Annotated in this window: 12 protein-coding genes; all 12 read right to left on the minus strand. The window is 37.8% G+C overall.

The genetic code is table 11. The features are described from left to right. Positions 1–46 precede the first annotated feature (46 nt). Complete coding sequence (locus KI375_RS14610; protein WP_212974217.1) at positions 47–1450, minus strand: sulfatase family protein; 1404 nt, start codon at positions 1448–1450, stop codon at positions 47–49. Positions 1451–1595: 145 nt separating this feature from the next. Further along, positions 1596–2912, minus strand: a complete 1317-nt coding sequence (locus KI375_RS14615; RefSeq protein ID WP_212974218.1) for an alpha-L-fucosidase — start codon at positions 2910–2912, stop codon at positions 1596–1598. Positions 2913–2935: 23 nt separating this feature from the next. Next, positions 2936–4564: an ABC transporter substrate-binding protein gene (locus KI375_RS14620; RefSeq protein WP_244852663.1), complete on the minus strand. Its 1629-nt coding sequence runs from the start codon at positions 4562–4564 to the stop codon at positions 2936–2938. A 97-nt stretch (positions 4565–4661) separates the two neighbouring features. Further along, entirely contained in the window at positions 4662–5558 is an 897-nt protein-coding gene (locus KI375_RS14625; RefSeq protein ID WP_244852700.1) for a carbohydrate ABC transporter permease, read from the minus strand. 27 nt (positions 5559–5585) lie between these two features. Further along, on the minus strand, positions 5586–6554 hold the full coding sequence (locus KI375_RS14630; protein ID WP_212974219.1) for an ABC transporter permease: 969 nt from the start codon (positions 6552–6554) through the stop codon (positions 5586–5588). 606 nt (positions 6555–7160) lie between these two features. Further along, positions 7161–8501, minus strand: a complete 1341-nt coding sequence (locus KI375_RS14635; RefSeq protein ID WP_212974220.1) for an ABC transporter substrate-binding protein — start codon at positions 8499–8501, stop codon at positions 7161–7163. A 108-nt stretch (positions 8502–8609) separates the two neighbouring features. Beyond that, entirely contained in the window at positions 8610–10310 is a 1701-nt protein-coding gene (locus KI375_RS14640) for an alpha-L-fucosidase (RefSeq protein ID WP_212974221.1), read from the minus strand. Between the two features lie 15 nt (positions 10311–10325). Then, complete coding sequence (locus tag KI375_RS14645; RefSeq protein WP_212974222.1) at positions 10326–11660, minus strand: ABC transporter substrate-binding protein; 1335 nt, start codon at positions 11658–11660, stop codon at positions 10326–10328. A gap of 85 nt (positions 11661–11745) precedes the next feature. Continuing rightward, complete coding sequence (locus KI375_RS14650) at positions 11746–13071, minus strand: alpha-L-fucosidase (RefSeq protein ID WP_212974223.1); 1326 nt, start codon at positions 13069–13071, stop codon at positions 11746–11748. A gap of 315 nt (positions 13072–13386) precedes the next feature. Further along, entirely contained in the window at positions 13387–14760 is a 1374-nt protein-coding gene (locus tag KI375_RS14655) for an alpha-L-fucosidase (RefSeq protein WP_212974224.1), read from the minus strand. A 93-nt stretch (positions 14761–14853) separates the two neighbouring features. Next, complete coding sequence (locus tag KI375_RS14660; protein ID WP_212974225.1) at positions 14854–15726, minus strand: sugar phosphate isomerase/epimerase family protein; 873 nt, start codon at positions 15724–15726, stop codon at positions 14854–14856. 307 nt (positions 15727–16033) lie between these two features. After that, positions 16034–17356 carry an ABC transporter substrate-binding protein gene (locus tag KI375_RS14665; protein ID WP_212974226.1) on the minus strand — a complete coding sequence of 441 codons (1323 nt, stop codon included), beginning with the start codon at positions 17354–17356 and terminating at the stop codon, positions 16034–16036. Between the last annotated feature and the right edge of the window lie 153 nt (positions 17357–17509).

A 17509-nucleotide genomic window follows, 5' to 3' on the forward strand; every position in this document is an offset into this window, starting at 1 on the left:
TATTTAGAAGACCTTCTCAAATGCCCTCTTATATACAACCATATGTTTATTTTTGAACCTTTTCATAATTCTTCCAAAAGGCTTTTCCTGTTGGATGCCGTTCCTCAAACCATTCATCTCTAAACTTTTTCATTTGCTCTCGTAATTGTTTGATAATCTCTTCATACCCTTCCACATCATATAAATTATTCATCTCTACTGGATCTTCAAGTAGGTCAAATAACTGCGTATAAATTGTGTTACCTGCAGCATATTCTATTAATTTAAAGCGCTTATCTTTTGTTGCGCGTACTTTATCTGCATAGGAGAAATATAGATTCTCACGTAAACAGACCGTTTGATCACTTAATAGAGGGAGCATACTAAGCCCTTCTACAGAAGCAGGAATTTCTATACCAATTAGCTCACAAAGAGTTGGGAATATATCAAAGTGGTAAACATAGCTATCCCTTATTTCATTTTCTGGTATGCCTGGTCCTGATAAAATTAGAGGAACCCTTATACTGTGATCATAATTATTTTGTTTACCCAGCAATCCATGTTGACCAAGTGCCAGTCCATGATCTGCTACAAACACAACAATAGTATTTTCATATAGTCCTTTTTCCTTTAGTTTGGTGATGATTTGTCCAATTTGATCATCATGATGGGTGATCATTGCATAATATCGAGCAATATGTGTTCTTACATCTTCCTCTTTTCTTGGATAGGAAAGTAAAACCTCATCTCTTATATTTTTAACACCGAAGTCAAGCGAATGCTCTCCAACGAAATTTATTGGTAGCTCAATCTTATCCGGGTCGTACATATTCATAAACTTCCTAGGTGCATTTCTTGGATCATGAGGAGACATAAATGCTAGATTCATAAAGAAAGGTGTTTTCTCTTGATAACAATCTAACCAGTCAATCGCTGTTTCAGCAAATAGATCTGTGGAATGTTTTCCTGGATAAATTCGATCACAGTGCATTTGGGTTACGGAATCCTGTAACATCGGATTCGTAATAAAGTTTTTTATATTATTATATTGACCCGTTTGATCATAATCTGAAACAGGTACATTCCAATGATCCCACATTCCACCAAAGAAGATATTTTCTCCATCTAAAAAACTTCTATTAAATGTTTCCGTCCCATTATGCCATTTACCTGTTGCAAATGTAGTATACCCTTCTCGTTGAAGGGCCTCGCCTAATAAAGTATGATCGGCTGGAATAATGGCTCCATCGCTCGTCCAAGTAAAATGGTTTTTCCCAGTATGGATCATTGCTCTACTTGGCATACATACTGCACCTGTTGTTCCACCAGGAATATGTGCTTGGATAAACGAGGTACCTGTTTTAACTAATTCGTCTAGATTAGGCGTTATGACTTCTCTATTTCCCAAGGCATTTATAGTTCCATACCTTTGATCATCAACAGTTATCAAAATAATATTTGGTCTACTCATTTCAAATTCATAATCTCCTTTGTCATCCACAACTCAACAAAGTTATGCTGACAAACTTGTCAATCAGCATAACTTCATTGAGCGGGCCTTATTGCCATTCGATTCGGGATTCAGAGCATCTTCTGAATGAAATAAAGACACACAATTAATCTTTTAAAAATATCTCTATAACAGGAACAGAAATATCCGGTTTTTGCACAGGTACTTCCAATGTAACGGATCCAGATGTGACTCTAGCTGAAATATGAGAGTGCACTTCATTTGGATCATGTTCTTTATAATGGATCTCTGAAGCATCGTGCAGAAATTGAGCATATGCTATTTTTCCAGATAAGCCTTCTATATGAATATGTTTAAATGGCCAGGAAAAAATATGCAGATATAAGCGGTTACCTTTTTGTGTAAAACGACAATCAACCGGAGCGGTAAATCCACTTGCATTTGCGCCATAAATGGAACGAGCATTTACCCTCATCCAATCACCTATCTCATTCAAAGTGTCAATTGATCTCTGTTCAAATTCTCCGCGTCCATTTGGCCCTACATTTAGAATAAGATTCCCCCCTTTTGAAACGCTGTCAATTAACATCTTCACCAACATTTGCGGTGACTTCCAATCTAAATTGTCTCGATCATATCCCCAACTGCCATTTAATGTTTGGCAAGCCTCCCATATAACTGGCTTATCATCCTCTATTAAAGCCGCACTTGGTTGGTATTGTTCTGGTGTTCTCACCCCGCGTCCTAAATCAAGCCTGTCATTGAGGATAATATCTGGTTGCAATTCGAAAATCATTTTTTCTAATGCTTCAGATTTCCAATCATCTGCCCCTTTTCCAGTTGACCAATCCCAATTTCTATTCGGATATGAAAAGTCAAACCAGAGATAATCAATTTTCCCATAATTCGTTAATAATTCTCGTACTTGCCCATGTAAATATTCCACATAATTATCCATCTTACGATTAGTGGCTTCTCTCTTAAAATCTTCATCATCTCGTTGGGGATGCAACCCATCAATTGGAAATTCGGGATGGTGCCAGTCAATCAAAGAATGGTAGAAACCAACTTTCAATCCTTCTTCTCTAAAAGCGTTGACCATTTCTAATAAGAGATCCCGTTTTGCTGGAGTGTTTGTCACCTTATAGTTTGTTAGTTTGGAATCCCAAAGAGCAAACCCTTCATGATGTTTTGTTGTAATCACTAAATATTTCATTCCCGCATTTTTTGCCACATGTGCCCATTTTTGTGGATCGTATAAATCAGGATCAAAAAATTCAAAATACTTACGATACACATCTGGATGAATTTTCTCCCGGTTCATCACCCACTCATGACGAGCAGCACTTGAGTACAGCCCCCAATGAATAAATAATCCGAATCGATCATGAATAAACCAGTCTGGATTCCCATAATAAGCCGGCCAATTGGTATTTTGAACTGCAACACTTTCTTTTTGCATTATCTCTTCTCCTCCTCTAATGTTTATTTATATTTCTCGTCATACGCTTCTTGGTAAATTTCGATGTAACGCTCCAAATTCATTCCTTCCAGTGTAGCAAGGTATTGATCCCAGCCTTTGTCAATATCATCATCCCCTGAAATAAAACGGGCATTTGATTCATCAACAAAGTTTTGGATCGTTGCCTCAATCTCTGCTAGTTCGGCGGATTGTTCTTCGTTAAAATAAAGTGGTGGAACGATCATATCCTCATCAGGTTTATATGGTTCATATTTTTCCTTCGTTTCTTCATAAAGGAGTGCTTCTAGGGGCTGTTCATCTGTTGTCATTTCACTTAATCTGAAATCGTTTGTTCTAATAACTGGACCTTGCTGCGCCCAGTGAGTATTCTGCACTTCACCATAGGAGGCTAAACGCACCCACTTTGCTGGTTCGCCATTAATTCCCACTTCCCCTTCTTCAGCCCAACGCCAATTCTTATCTTTTTCACCAATTACAGCTCTTAATGTAATCTCCTCTTGATAGAATCCTTCCGCCCAGCGCAAGGCGACTTCTGGATGTTTCGCTTGGTTTGTAATAATGAAAGAAGCTCTTCCCGGTACTGGTGGTTGATACCAAGAAACCCTGTTTCCTTTCGGACCCCCTAAAGGAGGTACGGCCACATAATCTAGCCATTTTCCGCTATTGCCACCACCAGTCATAAAATCACCCTGCCAATATCCCATCGCCATTCCTAATATTGTTTCCTTGGAATTTCCTAGACGCTTTAATTGATCTTGATCCTGTGTTAAAGACTCTTTCGCCATTAAACCTTCCGAATACAATTGATGGATGTATTCCAGCCCTTCTTTCCATTCAGGTTTTGTGTAAGGGACTTGAATTTTTCCATTTTCAACATACATTTCATTGTAAATAAATGGATCCATCAAGTAACTAGGAAAAGGCCATAAATCTTTATTACCAGCAATCGGAAGCTCATCTTGTTTACCGTTTCCATTAGGATCTTGTTCTTTGAAAGCCTTCAAAACTTGATAGAATTCTTCCGTTGTTTCAGGCATTTCTAGTCCAAGCTCATCTAACCAAGGCTGATAGATCCATAGTTTTTGCGCCAATGTACAATGATAACATTCATTGATGTATGGCATTGAATAGATATTCCCATCAGGTGCCGTAATCGACTCTAAAATATCTGGTCTTTCATCTAAGAAACTTTTCACATCTGCTCCATAATCCTGAATCAAATCATTCAAAGGTAAAAACATTCCTTGGCTTCCATAAATCATTAACTGTGAAAGCGTAACTGGACTGTTCATAATGACATCTGGCAAATCACCACTGGACAGGACTAAATTGAGTTTTTCCTCTGCATTTTGACTGGGGATTACTTCCCATTCAATATGAACATTGGTTTTTTCTTCATACCATTTTGTGAATTCGTTTGTTTTAAAATCTTCTACTAAAGCATGTGAAGGTACTAATACCCTCATTGTTACTTTTTCTTTCGTGATAGGAAATGTCCCAGGCTCCGTTAGTTCAATGTCTTTTGCATCATTGGCTTTGCCGCCTGCTTTCTCCTCATTATTGCAAGCCGTTAAAAATACAAGAAAAGTCAATACAACAAAGAATAAACAAGATAATTTTACCTTTTCCAATAAAATCCCCCCTTAATATCACTTGGATGATAGATCAGAACATATAAACAGTGTTTTCCCCCTTTCTAAACTAGGAAATGTGCCAATCCAAGGAAGGCTATTCCTTTAATGAGCCAATCATCACACCTTTAACAAAATGTTTTTGAACAAAAGGGTAAATGACAAGGACTGGAATAGAAGCCACTACGATTAATGAGTATTTTAAAAGTTCCCGCAAACCGGAAATCGCAGCCTGTGATTCTACATCCATAAACATTTCAGGATCCACTTCGTTTTGAACAAGAATATTATTTAAAACTAATTGCAAAGGAAAATAATCTTGATCTCGCAAATAAATTAATGCGTTGAAAAAGGCATTCCAGTGACCAACAGCATAAAACAATCCCATCACAGCAATAATCGGCCCTGATAATGGAAGCACAATTCTTGCTAAAAACCTGAAATCGCTACAGCCATCCATTTTAGCTGCCTCATGTAACTCATCTGGAATCGTCATTTTAAAGTATGTTCTCGTTATAATCACATTAAATACAGACATTGCATTTGGAATAATCATTGCCCAACGGGTATTCAGCATCCCTAATTCTTTAACAAGCAAATAATTAGGAATCAACCCGCCACTGAAAAGCATGGTAAATAAAAATAAAAGCATGAAGAAATTACGACCATAGAAATCCTTCCTTGATAATGGATAAGCTGCCAGTATGGTTAAGGAGATATTAATGAGTGTACCGGCTATCATATAAAATAATGAGTTTCCATATCCCGTCCAAATTTGTTTATAAGCAAAAACAGCTTTATAGCCTTCAAGACTAAAATCAACCGGCCATAACCACACCTCACCCGCTGTCACGGCATCTGAAGAACTAAAGGATGAACTCACGATATAGATCAGTGGGTAAAGAAACACAATCAACATAATGCTTAAAATCACATGGTTTATTATCGAGAAAATTTTATCAATTCTTGTATCGTTGACCCCATTAACATTCACTATGATCACTTCTTTCTCCTTGATTCATCACCATAGACTTTCTTGCCCTATTTTTTTCGAAAATCTATTAACCGAATAGATTAGAATAAGACCAATAATTGATTTAAATAATCCGATCGCAGCTGCGTAGGAATAATTGGGTACAGCCGAAACAAGTCCTACTTTATATACATACGTATCAATAATTTCAGAGCTTCTTAAATTCAGAGGATTCTGCAATAATAAAGCTTTTTCAAAGCCAATGTTCAAGATGTTTCCCATATCAAGAATCAGCAAAATAATTGTTATCGGTAATATACCGGGAATATCTATATGCCATATTCTTTGTAATTTCGAGGCTCCATCGATAATCGCCGCTTCATGAAGGGCTGGACTAACACTTGAGAGGGCAGCTAAATAGATAATGCAGCCAAAACCAACACTTTGCCATATTCCCGACCAAACATAGATTGATTTAAAATATCCTGCATTTCCCATGAAATGAATCGGTTCCATTCCCATCATGGTAAGTAAACTATTAATCGGTCCTTGTGGTTCTAGGAATACAAGGATAATTCCAACCATTACAACAACTGAAATGAAGTGAGGGGCGTAAGAAATCATCTGCACGGTCTTTTTGAAGTGTTTTTTGTTTACATAATTTAAACTTAAAGCAAGCAATATAGGAAAAGGAAAACCCGCGATTAATTGGTAAAAACTTAAAATAAGCGTATTTTTAATAACTCGCCAAAATTCGTGAGACTTAAAAAAACGTTCAAAATGATCAAAACCAATCCAATTACTTCCTAAAATGCCCTGAACAGGATTAAAATTTTTAAAAGCGATAGTCGCGCCATACATGGGGATATAATGAAAGACAATAATATAGAGAAGTGGAAGAAAAAATAAAACATACAGTTGCCAGCTATTTTTCATTTTCTGTATGGGTGAAGTCTTTTTTATTTTTTTAAGCGCAATACCCCCCTTTGATTTTTCCGCTAGTACTATGTTTCTCATGTGAAACCCTCCTTTAGAGTAAAATGCAATCAGATTTCTAGAAATAATAGCAATAATCAATATATTGTTATCGCTTACATTTGTATTGAAAAATGTGGCTGGGACAAAAGTGTTTTCACTAAAGAAAAAATCGAACTACTAGCGCGTATAAAACACGCTCCGGAACTATACTTCGCTTTCCGCAGACGGATGCATTCCTCCTCAGAATTTGTCTTTTGGAGTCTGGCTAACTCTTACATCCCGCAGTATATTTCTTCCGTTAAGGTAATGTGTTGTTCGTTTTTTGAGCTTAACATTTTAGTTTTGTCCCAGCCTCATCATTTCAGCTAGTTTCATACCTGTTCATTTTTCACTCTTATAAAGCAAGATACATTTAAAATAAATGCCTTGTTTTATATATGCTAGCGCATACACAAGGCGGTAGTTTCACACAGTTGATATTATATGTTATCGGTAATGTTACTTTAACATCGACAAAAATAATTGTCAATAGTTTTTCGAATTATCTAGATATTAATAAAAAACTTCAATCAGTGGGGGGTTTTTCATCCTCACTGATTGAAGAAAACTTAAGACTATGTTGACGAAGCCTTTGCGAACAATATTTTAGTTTTTATTCATCTCTTCTTCTACCTTTGTTTGATAAGTTTCCTCCATCCGTCTTAACACCGTAGTTGGATCATCACCAGATTCGATAAATTCCACGGCAATATCACTATAAAAATCGTTCGGGTTGACTTGAATATCTGGCCCCCATTTTGAATAAACGGGAGGTTCCGCTGGGGGAACGGACAAAACGCCTTCGATATTAAAGTCATGATCCGGGAATGCTTCACTTAAAAATTGATTCATAACTGTTAGATCTTTTAAAGGTGAAATCCTTCCTACACTTGCGTTTTTCGTTTGTTTTTCTGCAGAGGTTAAGTAATCAATGACCTTAAATGCTGCAAGCTTATTCTCACTATGCTTGCTGATTGCTAAAGTCTGGCCAATAAATTTATACGGTGCTGAATTTGGCTTATCCTTCCAAACTGGGAAACTCACCATCCCAAAATCAATTCCAGCTTCTACAAAGCTTGATATATTCGTTAAATGATGCATTGTCATTGCGACGTCTTGATTTACGAAAGTAGACTCCATTCCTTGCTCAAAATTTCCCGGGATGGAAGTAATCTGATCGATTAAATCTAAATATCTTGTAAATTCCTCTTTTTGTGTAAACAAAACTTCACCTGTTTCTGGGTCTGTTCCATTGACAGATAATTGACTTAGCGGGAAAGAATAGTACCATGATGAGCCAAATGTTAACCCACGATAAGTTGTTCCTCCCTTCTCTCCCGTTACCTTTCTGGCAAGATCAATCACTTCATCCCATGTCATATTATCTTCTGGATAATCGACTCCAAATTGATCAAAAATAGATTTGTTATAGTAGAGAACAGGTACAAGATCCTCAAACGGCAGGCCATAAAGTTTATCTTCCCCGTAAGGATCGCGAGCGCGAGCTATATCAATAAGGCCCTCTCTAAATCGGTCTAAATCATACTGGTTTTGTTCAACAAGATCATCCAAAGGATAAGCGACATCGAATTCTTTTAAAACTTCATAGCCATTATGTGCTAACACAATATCTGGATTCATATTTTTAGAAAAAGTTTCTTCAAGTCCTGTGGCGTCTACTGTTTGATCAATCAGTTCCAATGTAATATTCGGAAAATGTTCTTCCACATCATCTTTAATATAGTCTGCAAACATTTCATCATCCCAGGGAAGCATAACGGATAATGTTATCGGGTCATCTGGCATTTCCGGAACTTCGGTTTGATCATTTGTTGTCTCAGCATCTGTTTGGACAGTTTCTTTCGTGTCATTATGACAGCCTGACATCATGACCAGTGAAATAAGCATAAAAATCATCAACACAAACTTCTTTTGAACCAACATCATTGATAACCCCCATAAATTAGAATGTTTTTTATTCATTCTCTTTCCTATCAAGATGTTTTTCTAGAAGTTTACCACCCCTATGATTTGAAGAGAGAAAAACAAATTCATTTATTGCTTAGAAATCGGTACTAATTTGATAGAGCGTAACTTAACTGCTTCGGCTTGCCAAATTTCTGTGCCAATTGATTTTTCTCGTATTTTATTACTGGTTAACGTTAAAGGGAAATTTCCAGTTTCGACAATATCAATACACCCAAGCACAGAATGAACCTCGCTATATGGATATTGACATGCTGGAGAATCTTTTATCAGTTGATCTTCTTGAGGAATCCCTTTAAGCTCTTGGCCAGCTATTTCTACCTTCACCTCCTCATTATAATGCTCTTCCCAAACGGTATTTGTTTTTTTAAAATTCACCAAAACCACATTAAAAGTGCCAGGCTGTGTGATTTTAAAATTCCATTTCGCCGTTTTCTCATTCATTTCTACAGCGGTCTCCGCATGGACTAAATCAAGATTGACTGAACCGGACACTTGTTGCATAAATTGCTCATCCACTTGAGCATTTCCAGCTAATTCAAGTACGATAATGGAAATATATTGGTCAGGAGCACCCTTTGGTAAATTAATCCCAAGGATATGATGATCCAGTGATTCTGTATATGATTGCGTGATGGACAAATTCTCCTTTTCTTGATCTGCCAATAAATACGCTCGCAGCACCTTGTTTTTTAAGCCAAACAACTTAAGGTGATCTGTCCATTTTTCATTATTGACATGAAGATACATTCTTCTTGGCTTGATTGTGACAGCTCCCCATTCAAGTTCATACGAAAAAGGACTGGCATTTGTACCATATATTGCTTCTCCATTGCGTTCGATCCATGCTCCAGCTTGTTCTAATACTTCTACCGATTTTTCCGGAATCACACCCTCAGCAGATGGACCTACATTCAATAGTAGATTCCCTCCTTTACTGACAATATTCACCATCTTGCGGATAATGGATTCGGGTGTTTTCCACACCTGGTCTTTATCACTATATCCCCATGATTGGTTTAAGGTCATCGGTGTTTCCCATGGTCCCGAATCTTCTCCATACATGGGAATTTCATTATCTCCTTTTGATTGATAATCCCCTATATTCGGCCAGTGGCTAACTCTACTGTTTACTAGGCAATTCGGTTGATACTGATGAACAAATTCCACCAATTCTTTACTATCTTTTTTAGATAAACCGCCTGCCGTATCAAACCATAATAAGCCAATATCCCCATATTGTGTCAGTAATTCTTTAATTTGCGGCCTCGCAAGATTATGCCAATAGTTATAGAACGCTTTTTCCTCAAGTTTATAATCCCATGTGTTGTTATAGTATTCGTGCACAGAATGTGGATGATGCCAATCAATCACATGAGAATAATAGAAGCATAGTTTTATTCCTTGTCTCTGACATTCCTCTGCTAGCTCCTTCATCGGATCACGTTCAAATGGGGTAGCGTCTACAATATTGAATTTTTCTACTTGTGATTGATACATCGCAAAACCATCATGATGCTTTGCTGTAATGACGATATATTTCATCCCAGCTCGTTTTGCTGTACCCACCCATTCTTTTGCATTAAATTCCCTGGGATTAAACTGTGCAGCAAACTGTTCATATTCTTTTACAGGAATTTTGGATGCTGCCATCACCCATTCACCTTTTGCCAAGGTTGCATAAAGCCCCCAATGGATGAACATCCCAAACTTGGCCTCTTTCCACCATTTCACACGTTCTATTTCTTTTGTTTGCTCTTTTATTAACATCCTGAACCCCCAAATCTAATTGTTCATGGCCTCTTTAATTGCGATATCAGATTCTTCCTTCAGTACCCGCAGAAATTCGTTTGTGTCCATATTTCCCTCTGCTAATTTTTCCAAGCTTCCAGCAAGATCGACATAATCATCCCACTTACTAATTTGTTCAGGTGGCATTGCTCCTTCGTAATTCCAGAAGGCTTTCATATTCTTCCCTTCATAAATCGGATAGTTTTCATGTGCTTCACTGAATTCGCTGTTAGGATTTGTCAGTGGATCCATATTGTCTACTGTGGAAATAGCCAACATCACCTGAAAACCCGCGTCTTTATTCTCACTATATTTGTTCAGTACATATGGATGGGCCCATAGTGAAGGACCTGCCCCTCCCTCTTCCCATACTGGGATAGGCGCTGCATCAATCATTGTTGCTTCTTCAGGTACGCCTCCTAACCCCCATCTAAAATAACCTGGCCACGAAATCGCCATTGCAGCGTTTTTTTCTCCAAATTTATCGATTTCTCTTGCCTCTTTGGCAGGATCGTAAAGTCCGGGGATATTATAAATCTGCTTCATAAGCTCCAAATACTGTTTTACCTCAGGAGATTCATCCATCAAAACCTCTCCTGTCTCCGGATCTGTCCAATTAATTCCGAATTCTTTTAATGGAACCGTAGCTTCATAGGTTGTGAGTCCTGAGCCCATTTCCAATCCGCGATACTGAACGCCATTTCTTTCTCCAGTCAGCTTTGCGGCAAGGTCATGTACTTCAGCCCAAGTCATTGGTTTTTCTGGATCTGGATAAGGCTCCCCGAATAAATCGAAAATTTCTTTATTATAAAATAAACCAAGCCTGTCAACAACTGTTGGCATTCCGATTAAGCGACCTTCACCTTCTGGATCCATTGCACGGTATGTAGCAATCACGCTATCATCAAATGCATCTAAATCTACATCATATTTTTGTACAAACTCATCGACTGGTTCCAGCATATCCAACTCAACAAGTGGGTCAATTCCCCAATTGGCAAAAATAATATCCGGAACAATTCCTTTCGCATTCATTTCCTGGAGCGGTTCTAATTGAGCAGCTTCACATACACATTCAATTGTAATGTTTTTTGGGATTTCGTCTTTATATGGTTTGACGATTTGGTCTTCAAATGCATCTTCCCCCCACGGATACAGAACTTTTACCGTAGTTGGCTCCCCTTCTTCATCCCAAACCTCTGTAACAACTTCCTCTTTTTCTTCTTTCTTCTCCTGTTGAGTCCCTGATTTAGCAGAACTGCTGCAGGCAGAAAGGAACGCACCTATACTAAAAACAAATAATACACATAAAATAAGATTTCTCTTCATCACTTGTCCTCCTTGGTTGTCTATAGCTGTTTTTGTATTCGATTTATTCGTACTTTATAGAAAGGAGATATTCATCTCCTTTCTATTAATCTTCTTCCTTCAAGAAAATCTCAACGACTGGAATCGACATGTCAGGCTTATGAATTGGCAGCTCCAATGTGACAGATCCCGGTGTAATTCTCGTCGTCATATGTGTTTCCTCTTCAGTGGGATCATGCTCTTTATATTGAACCTCTGATGCATCGTGTAACAATTGAGCATACTCTATTCTTCCAGCTAGACCCTCTAAATGGATGTGTCTAAATGGCCAAGAGAAGATATGCAAATACAAGCGATTGCCTTTCTGTGTATAGCGACAATCCACAGGAGCAACAAGTTCACTCGCGTTTGCTCCATAGATAGAACGCGAATGCACGCGCATCCACTCGCCAATTTCATTTAGTATATCAACGGATCTTTGTTCAAATTCTCCACGCCCATTGGGTCCCACATTAAGCAGGAGGTTGCCTCCTTTCGAAACACTATCAATCAGCATTTTAATCAGCATTTCTGGTGACTTCCAATCTAAATTATCTCGGTCATACCCCCAACTACCATTGAGTGTTTGACAAGCCTCCCAAATGATTGGTTGATCATTCTCTACAAGTGGCCCATTTGGTTGATATTGCTCGGGTGTTTTTACTCCGCGCCCTAAATCAAGTCGATCATTAAGAATAATATCTGGTTGCAATTCGAAGATCATTTTTTCTAATTCTTCGGCCTTCCAATCGTTCGCACCCTTTCCTTTTGACCAGCCCCAATCAGCATTCGGATAAGAAAAATCAAACCAAAGATAATCAATCTTTCCATAATTCGTTAATAATTCACGTACTTGCCCATGTAGATATTCAACATAATTTTCCATCTTGCGATTAGCGGCTTCTTTTTTAAATGCTTCATCGTCTCGTTGTGGATGCAACCCATCAATAGGAAACTCTGGATGATGCCAATCAATAACAGAATGATAGAAACCAACTTTTAATCCTTCTTCTCTAAAAGCGTTGACCATTTCTAATAACAGATCGCGTTTCGCTAGTGTATTTGTTACCTTATAATTTGTTAGTTTGGAATCCCAAAGGGCAAATCCTTCGTGATGTTTTGTTGTAATCACAAAGTATTTCATGCCAGCATTTTTTGCCACCTGCGCCCATTTTTTTGGATCATACAAATCAGGTTCAAAAAATTTAAAATATTTATTGTACGTATCTGGGTGAATTTTCTCTCGATTCATGACCCATTCATGACGTGCGGCACTGGAATACAATCCCCAGTGGATAAATAATCCAAAACGATCATGAATGAACCATTCTGGATTCCCGTAATGGTTTGGCCAATTTTTGTGTTCAGAGGCGTAAGTATTCTGCGTATTCATAATATTATCTCCCTCGCATTCTTTTAATCTAATCTGCCTATTTGTCGGATTTGCCTTTAAAACAAACAATGTTTACTACTTAATTGTTTGCTAATATTCGTGCAAAAAGAAAGGGCAAAGCTTGGATGCTTTCCATTAACACCAAATCCCTCATTCTAGTCACCTCCCCCTATTATTACCAAGGATATTTTAGAAAGGTATAGCTCGCAATATATGATCGGTATTCTGATTGCACCATGATAACCACTAACTGTTCACGTCGTCATTACCAATTACTCGTTTATACGAACACCCAGCCACTGTACAATGGCTTTATTATGTAGTTAGCTTAAATACATCAACAATAGGGGATTCATTACTTTGCTTATTATTTAGTATTCTTATGGTTAAACCGTCATCCGACGTATCAAAAGGAATATTTTCTTCTTCACCGACTATATCAATTTGTTGAACTTCTTCTTTAAAAGGTATTGTTAAGTACTTTTCCCTGTGTTCATCTGCCTGATAAAGTCTAAAACAATAAACGGCATCTTCCCTTTTCGTAAAAGCAAATTTTCCTGTGAAATAAGGGGCACAAATTCTTGTTTTATAAATTGCCTCCCCATATCTATCAAGCCATTTCCCTAATTCTTTCATTCTCTCAATCGCTTCTAATGGTAACCTGCCGTCTGGTTGTGGTGACACATTAAGCGCTAAATTACCGCCCTTTGCCACAACTTCTATTAAAATATGAATAATTTCCTGTAATGACTTGTAGTAATCATCATATCGATAACAAAAGGTTTTACCAATCGTGATACAGCTTTCCCAAGGGACATCCAACGCATACTCTGGGATCGTCTGTTCCGGGGTAAGATAATTTTCAAATTCACCGCCAATGGTTCGGTCAGCTACAATTAAATCAGCTTTTATTTTACGAGCTTTCTCCACAACCTCTTCAACCTTAATATTCTGTTTTCCACCATTCACTTGTCCCCCATCCAACCATAGAATATCAATTGGCCCATAATGAGAGATTAATTCCAGCATTTGTTCATGCGTAAACTCAGTAAACTTTTCCCATAACCATGGGAATTCGTGTGGATCATAGGAAGGATTACGGTTAGTAAAGCTCCCCCTTTTCATTCCTGGGGCCCAGTAATATGGTGAATGCCAATCTGGTTTTGAAAAATAGGCTGCAATCCCTAAACCTTTTTCACGAAAAGCATTAAACACATTTTTCGTAATGTCTGCATATTTATGGGTATGAAACGGACAATCCTTTGCGGTAATACGATAATCCGTTGTTTTTGTATCCCACAAGCAGAATCCATCATGATGTTTGGTTGTGAAAATCAAATATTTAAATCCGTTTTTCGCAGCTAAATCAGCCCATACATCCGGTTGAAAACGAATAGGATTAAAAGTTTTATTTAAATCAATGTATTGGCGTTTAAACTCTTCATCATCGTCCGTCCAATCGACCGTTTCCCGTGACCATTCTTTATCATCATCACTAAGTGGCCAGGACATTCCTATCCCAAGTTGTGCATTCGGACCCCAATGGATCATTAGAGCTAATTTTTGGTCCTTAAACCACTCCAATCTCTCTAATAATAAAGGGTCTTTTGGCTTTACCCAATTTTTTGCTGCACTGTATTTATGCACACCTTGTTCAATCATGTCTACTTTCTCATAGGTTTTAACCATTATTTCATCTCCTTCCTTTATGATGATTTGATGACACCGCTTACAGATGTGTTTTTAGAATATCGGATGATAAGCATCACCCGATATCCTCCTTTAAACCTCTTCCCAGAAACGTTTTAGATTCTCCATCCCTATTTTGGAAGCTTCTCTACATTCTTCCATCCCTTCAAACTCAAGGGTGATGTTGCCATCATAACCTGAATCCTTGATTAGTTTTACAATTTGACGTATATTCACATCTCCTTGCCCAACAATCGAACCTCTTAAATAGTTGCCATTCGCTGATGTAAACCATTTACCACCGCCAGGATTTTCATAATAAGGACGAATATAAAAATCTTTAAAATGGACAAGAGAAGCAAATGGTAAATTTTTCTTTACCCCTACAATCGGGTCTTCATCTACGCAAAGGAAGTTTCCGACATCAACCGTCGTTTTAAAATTTGGCCGATCTACTTCTAATACAACCCTTTGCACCCGATCACTATGTTGCACACATTGTCCATGATTCTCAATGGTTGTCGTAATACCATATTGTGCTGCATAATCTGCAATTTGCCGACTGCCTTCTACCATAAGATGTAGGTTTTTCTCAAACCATTCAATTGTAATTTTTTCTGGTGGTAAAGTAAACGCTGTTACATCATGTCGCATATGCTTGATCCCCATTCGATGCAGCAAGTCCACATGTTCCTTAATTCTAGCTACCTCTTGATTAAACTCTGCTTCTGTTTCTTGGACAAAGTTGGCTGGCATCGAATAATTCGATATCTCAATGCCTACTTCTTTTGCTTTATCACGCACAGCATCAGCGAGCTCGAGATTATCAACTAGGGTGAAGCCATATGGAACGATTTCCATATGTTCTCCTCCGTTATCTGCAATCCATTGGACGACATCAAGTACATCCATTTCTCCTGCTTTGATCGCGCTTAATAAACTATATGTACTGAGACCTACTTTCATCTTTTCCCACTCCTCTATTCATATTTTCCACCACACAACTCCAGTTTAATTGGAATATTTCTTTCAACAAAACTGACAACCTATTAGAAAAGGGTTACATTATGTGTAAAATAGAATTGTTACCGATAATATTAAACTAACATCATGATAGTATACTGTCAATTCCTTTTTGGCAATCGCTCAACCGGATTATACAATATATAAGCCAAAAACAGCACCTTTAAATGTTACTTTCCGGTGCTGTTTTCATATATTTCCTATCTAAAACCTACGTTTCCACAGCATGATCGATAAAATACAAAGATCACTATTCTTGTTCCATTTGCGCACGAACATTGGCTTCAGCTTGTTCTTGTAAAATGCGCATGAATTCATTGACATCTTTTCCAGAGTTGGCGAACTCGACTGCAGCCATCCAAAGCACATCATCAGTGTATTTTGGTATACTTGACGGTCCTGTTGCATTCTCATACATAAATATCGATTGCAAATTTTTATCGGCGTAACCCGGCTTGTCCTGTCCATATACTTCATGAATTTCAGGGTTCTTTAATACAGATGGATGTCCTCCTTCCTTTGATTTAATCATTTGGATTTCGTCTGACATTAAATATTCAATTACTTTCAATGAAGCTTCCTTATGTTCATTTGGTTCTGAAATGGCATATACTCCACCGTTCGCTACAGGCATCAGCCCCTCATATCCTTCCCAGACAGGATATGTAGCAATATCGACGTTTTCCTCATCAAGCCAACCTGTTCTAGCTGGCTGCATCGCTACATCTCCTTTCCCCCATGCCTCACCCCAATTATGCAAAAGATCACCGGGATTTTCGGCAGGATAATTTCCAGGAATAGAGATAACTTCATCAATCATTTGTAGGTATCTTCTAACAGCTTCGGAGTCTGCAATTAAAACTTCATTCGTTTCAGGATCAACAGTATTTTCACTAAATACGTTCATACTATCAAGAGGAACATCAAGATCCAATCCACGATATTGGACCCCGTTGACCTCACGTGTCAAATCTCTCGCCAAATCAATGACTTCATCCCATGTCAAACCATCCTGCGGGTATTCCACACCAAGAATATCAAATACGTCTTTATTATAGTGCAAAGAATATACAGCACGTCCATTAGGGATCGCATATAATCCCCCTTCACGATTCGGATCCCGATTACGGGCATATTCAATGATTGATGGTTCAAATCGTTCTAAATCAAAATTCTCTTTCTCTATTAATTCATCCATTTTAAAAGCCAATCCAAGGTTGTCCAAAACTGAAATTTGGTTTACTTGCCCCATCGAAAGTATATCTGGGCTATTTCCGGCAGCTATTAAGTTTTCTAGTGTTTCCGGATGGTCTGGTCCACCGTCCAAATATTCAAACTTTATATTAGGAAATTCTGCTTCTACATATTTCAAAATTTCTTCATTAAATCCTTCTTCTCCCCATGGGTAAGCCCATTTAATTGTAATTTCTTCTTCTGATTGTGTTTCATCATTTGCTTCCTTTTTTTGTTCATTTCCTTCAGATGGTGTAGATGAATCGCTACAGGCAACCATAATGGAAATTGAAAAAATAATCCCAAAAAGTAATGCCCAGTGACTTACTCTTATTTGCATTAACAAAGCCCCCTTAATCGCTTACATTCCTTTTAAAAATCAAATAACTTATTCATAGCCTATAGATTGTTACAGGTTTATTGAAGGAAATTTTAAAAATGTTCTGATGCAACATGTTGCTAAAAAGTGAGGTTACCGGTAAATATAAACTAA

The sequence above is a fragment of the Bacillus sp. J14TS2 genome (assembly GCF_018333015.1).
Lineage (GTDB): Bacteria > Bacillota > Bacilli > Bacillales > Bacillaceae_C > Lederbergia.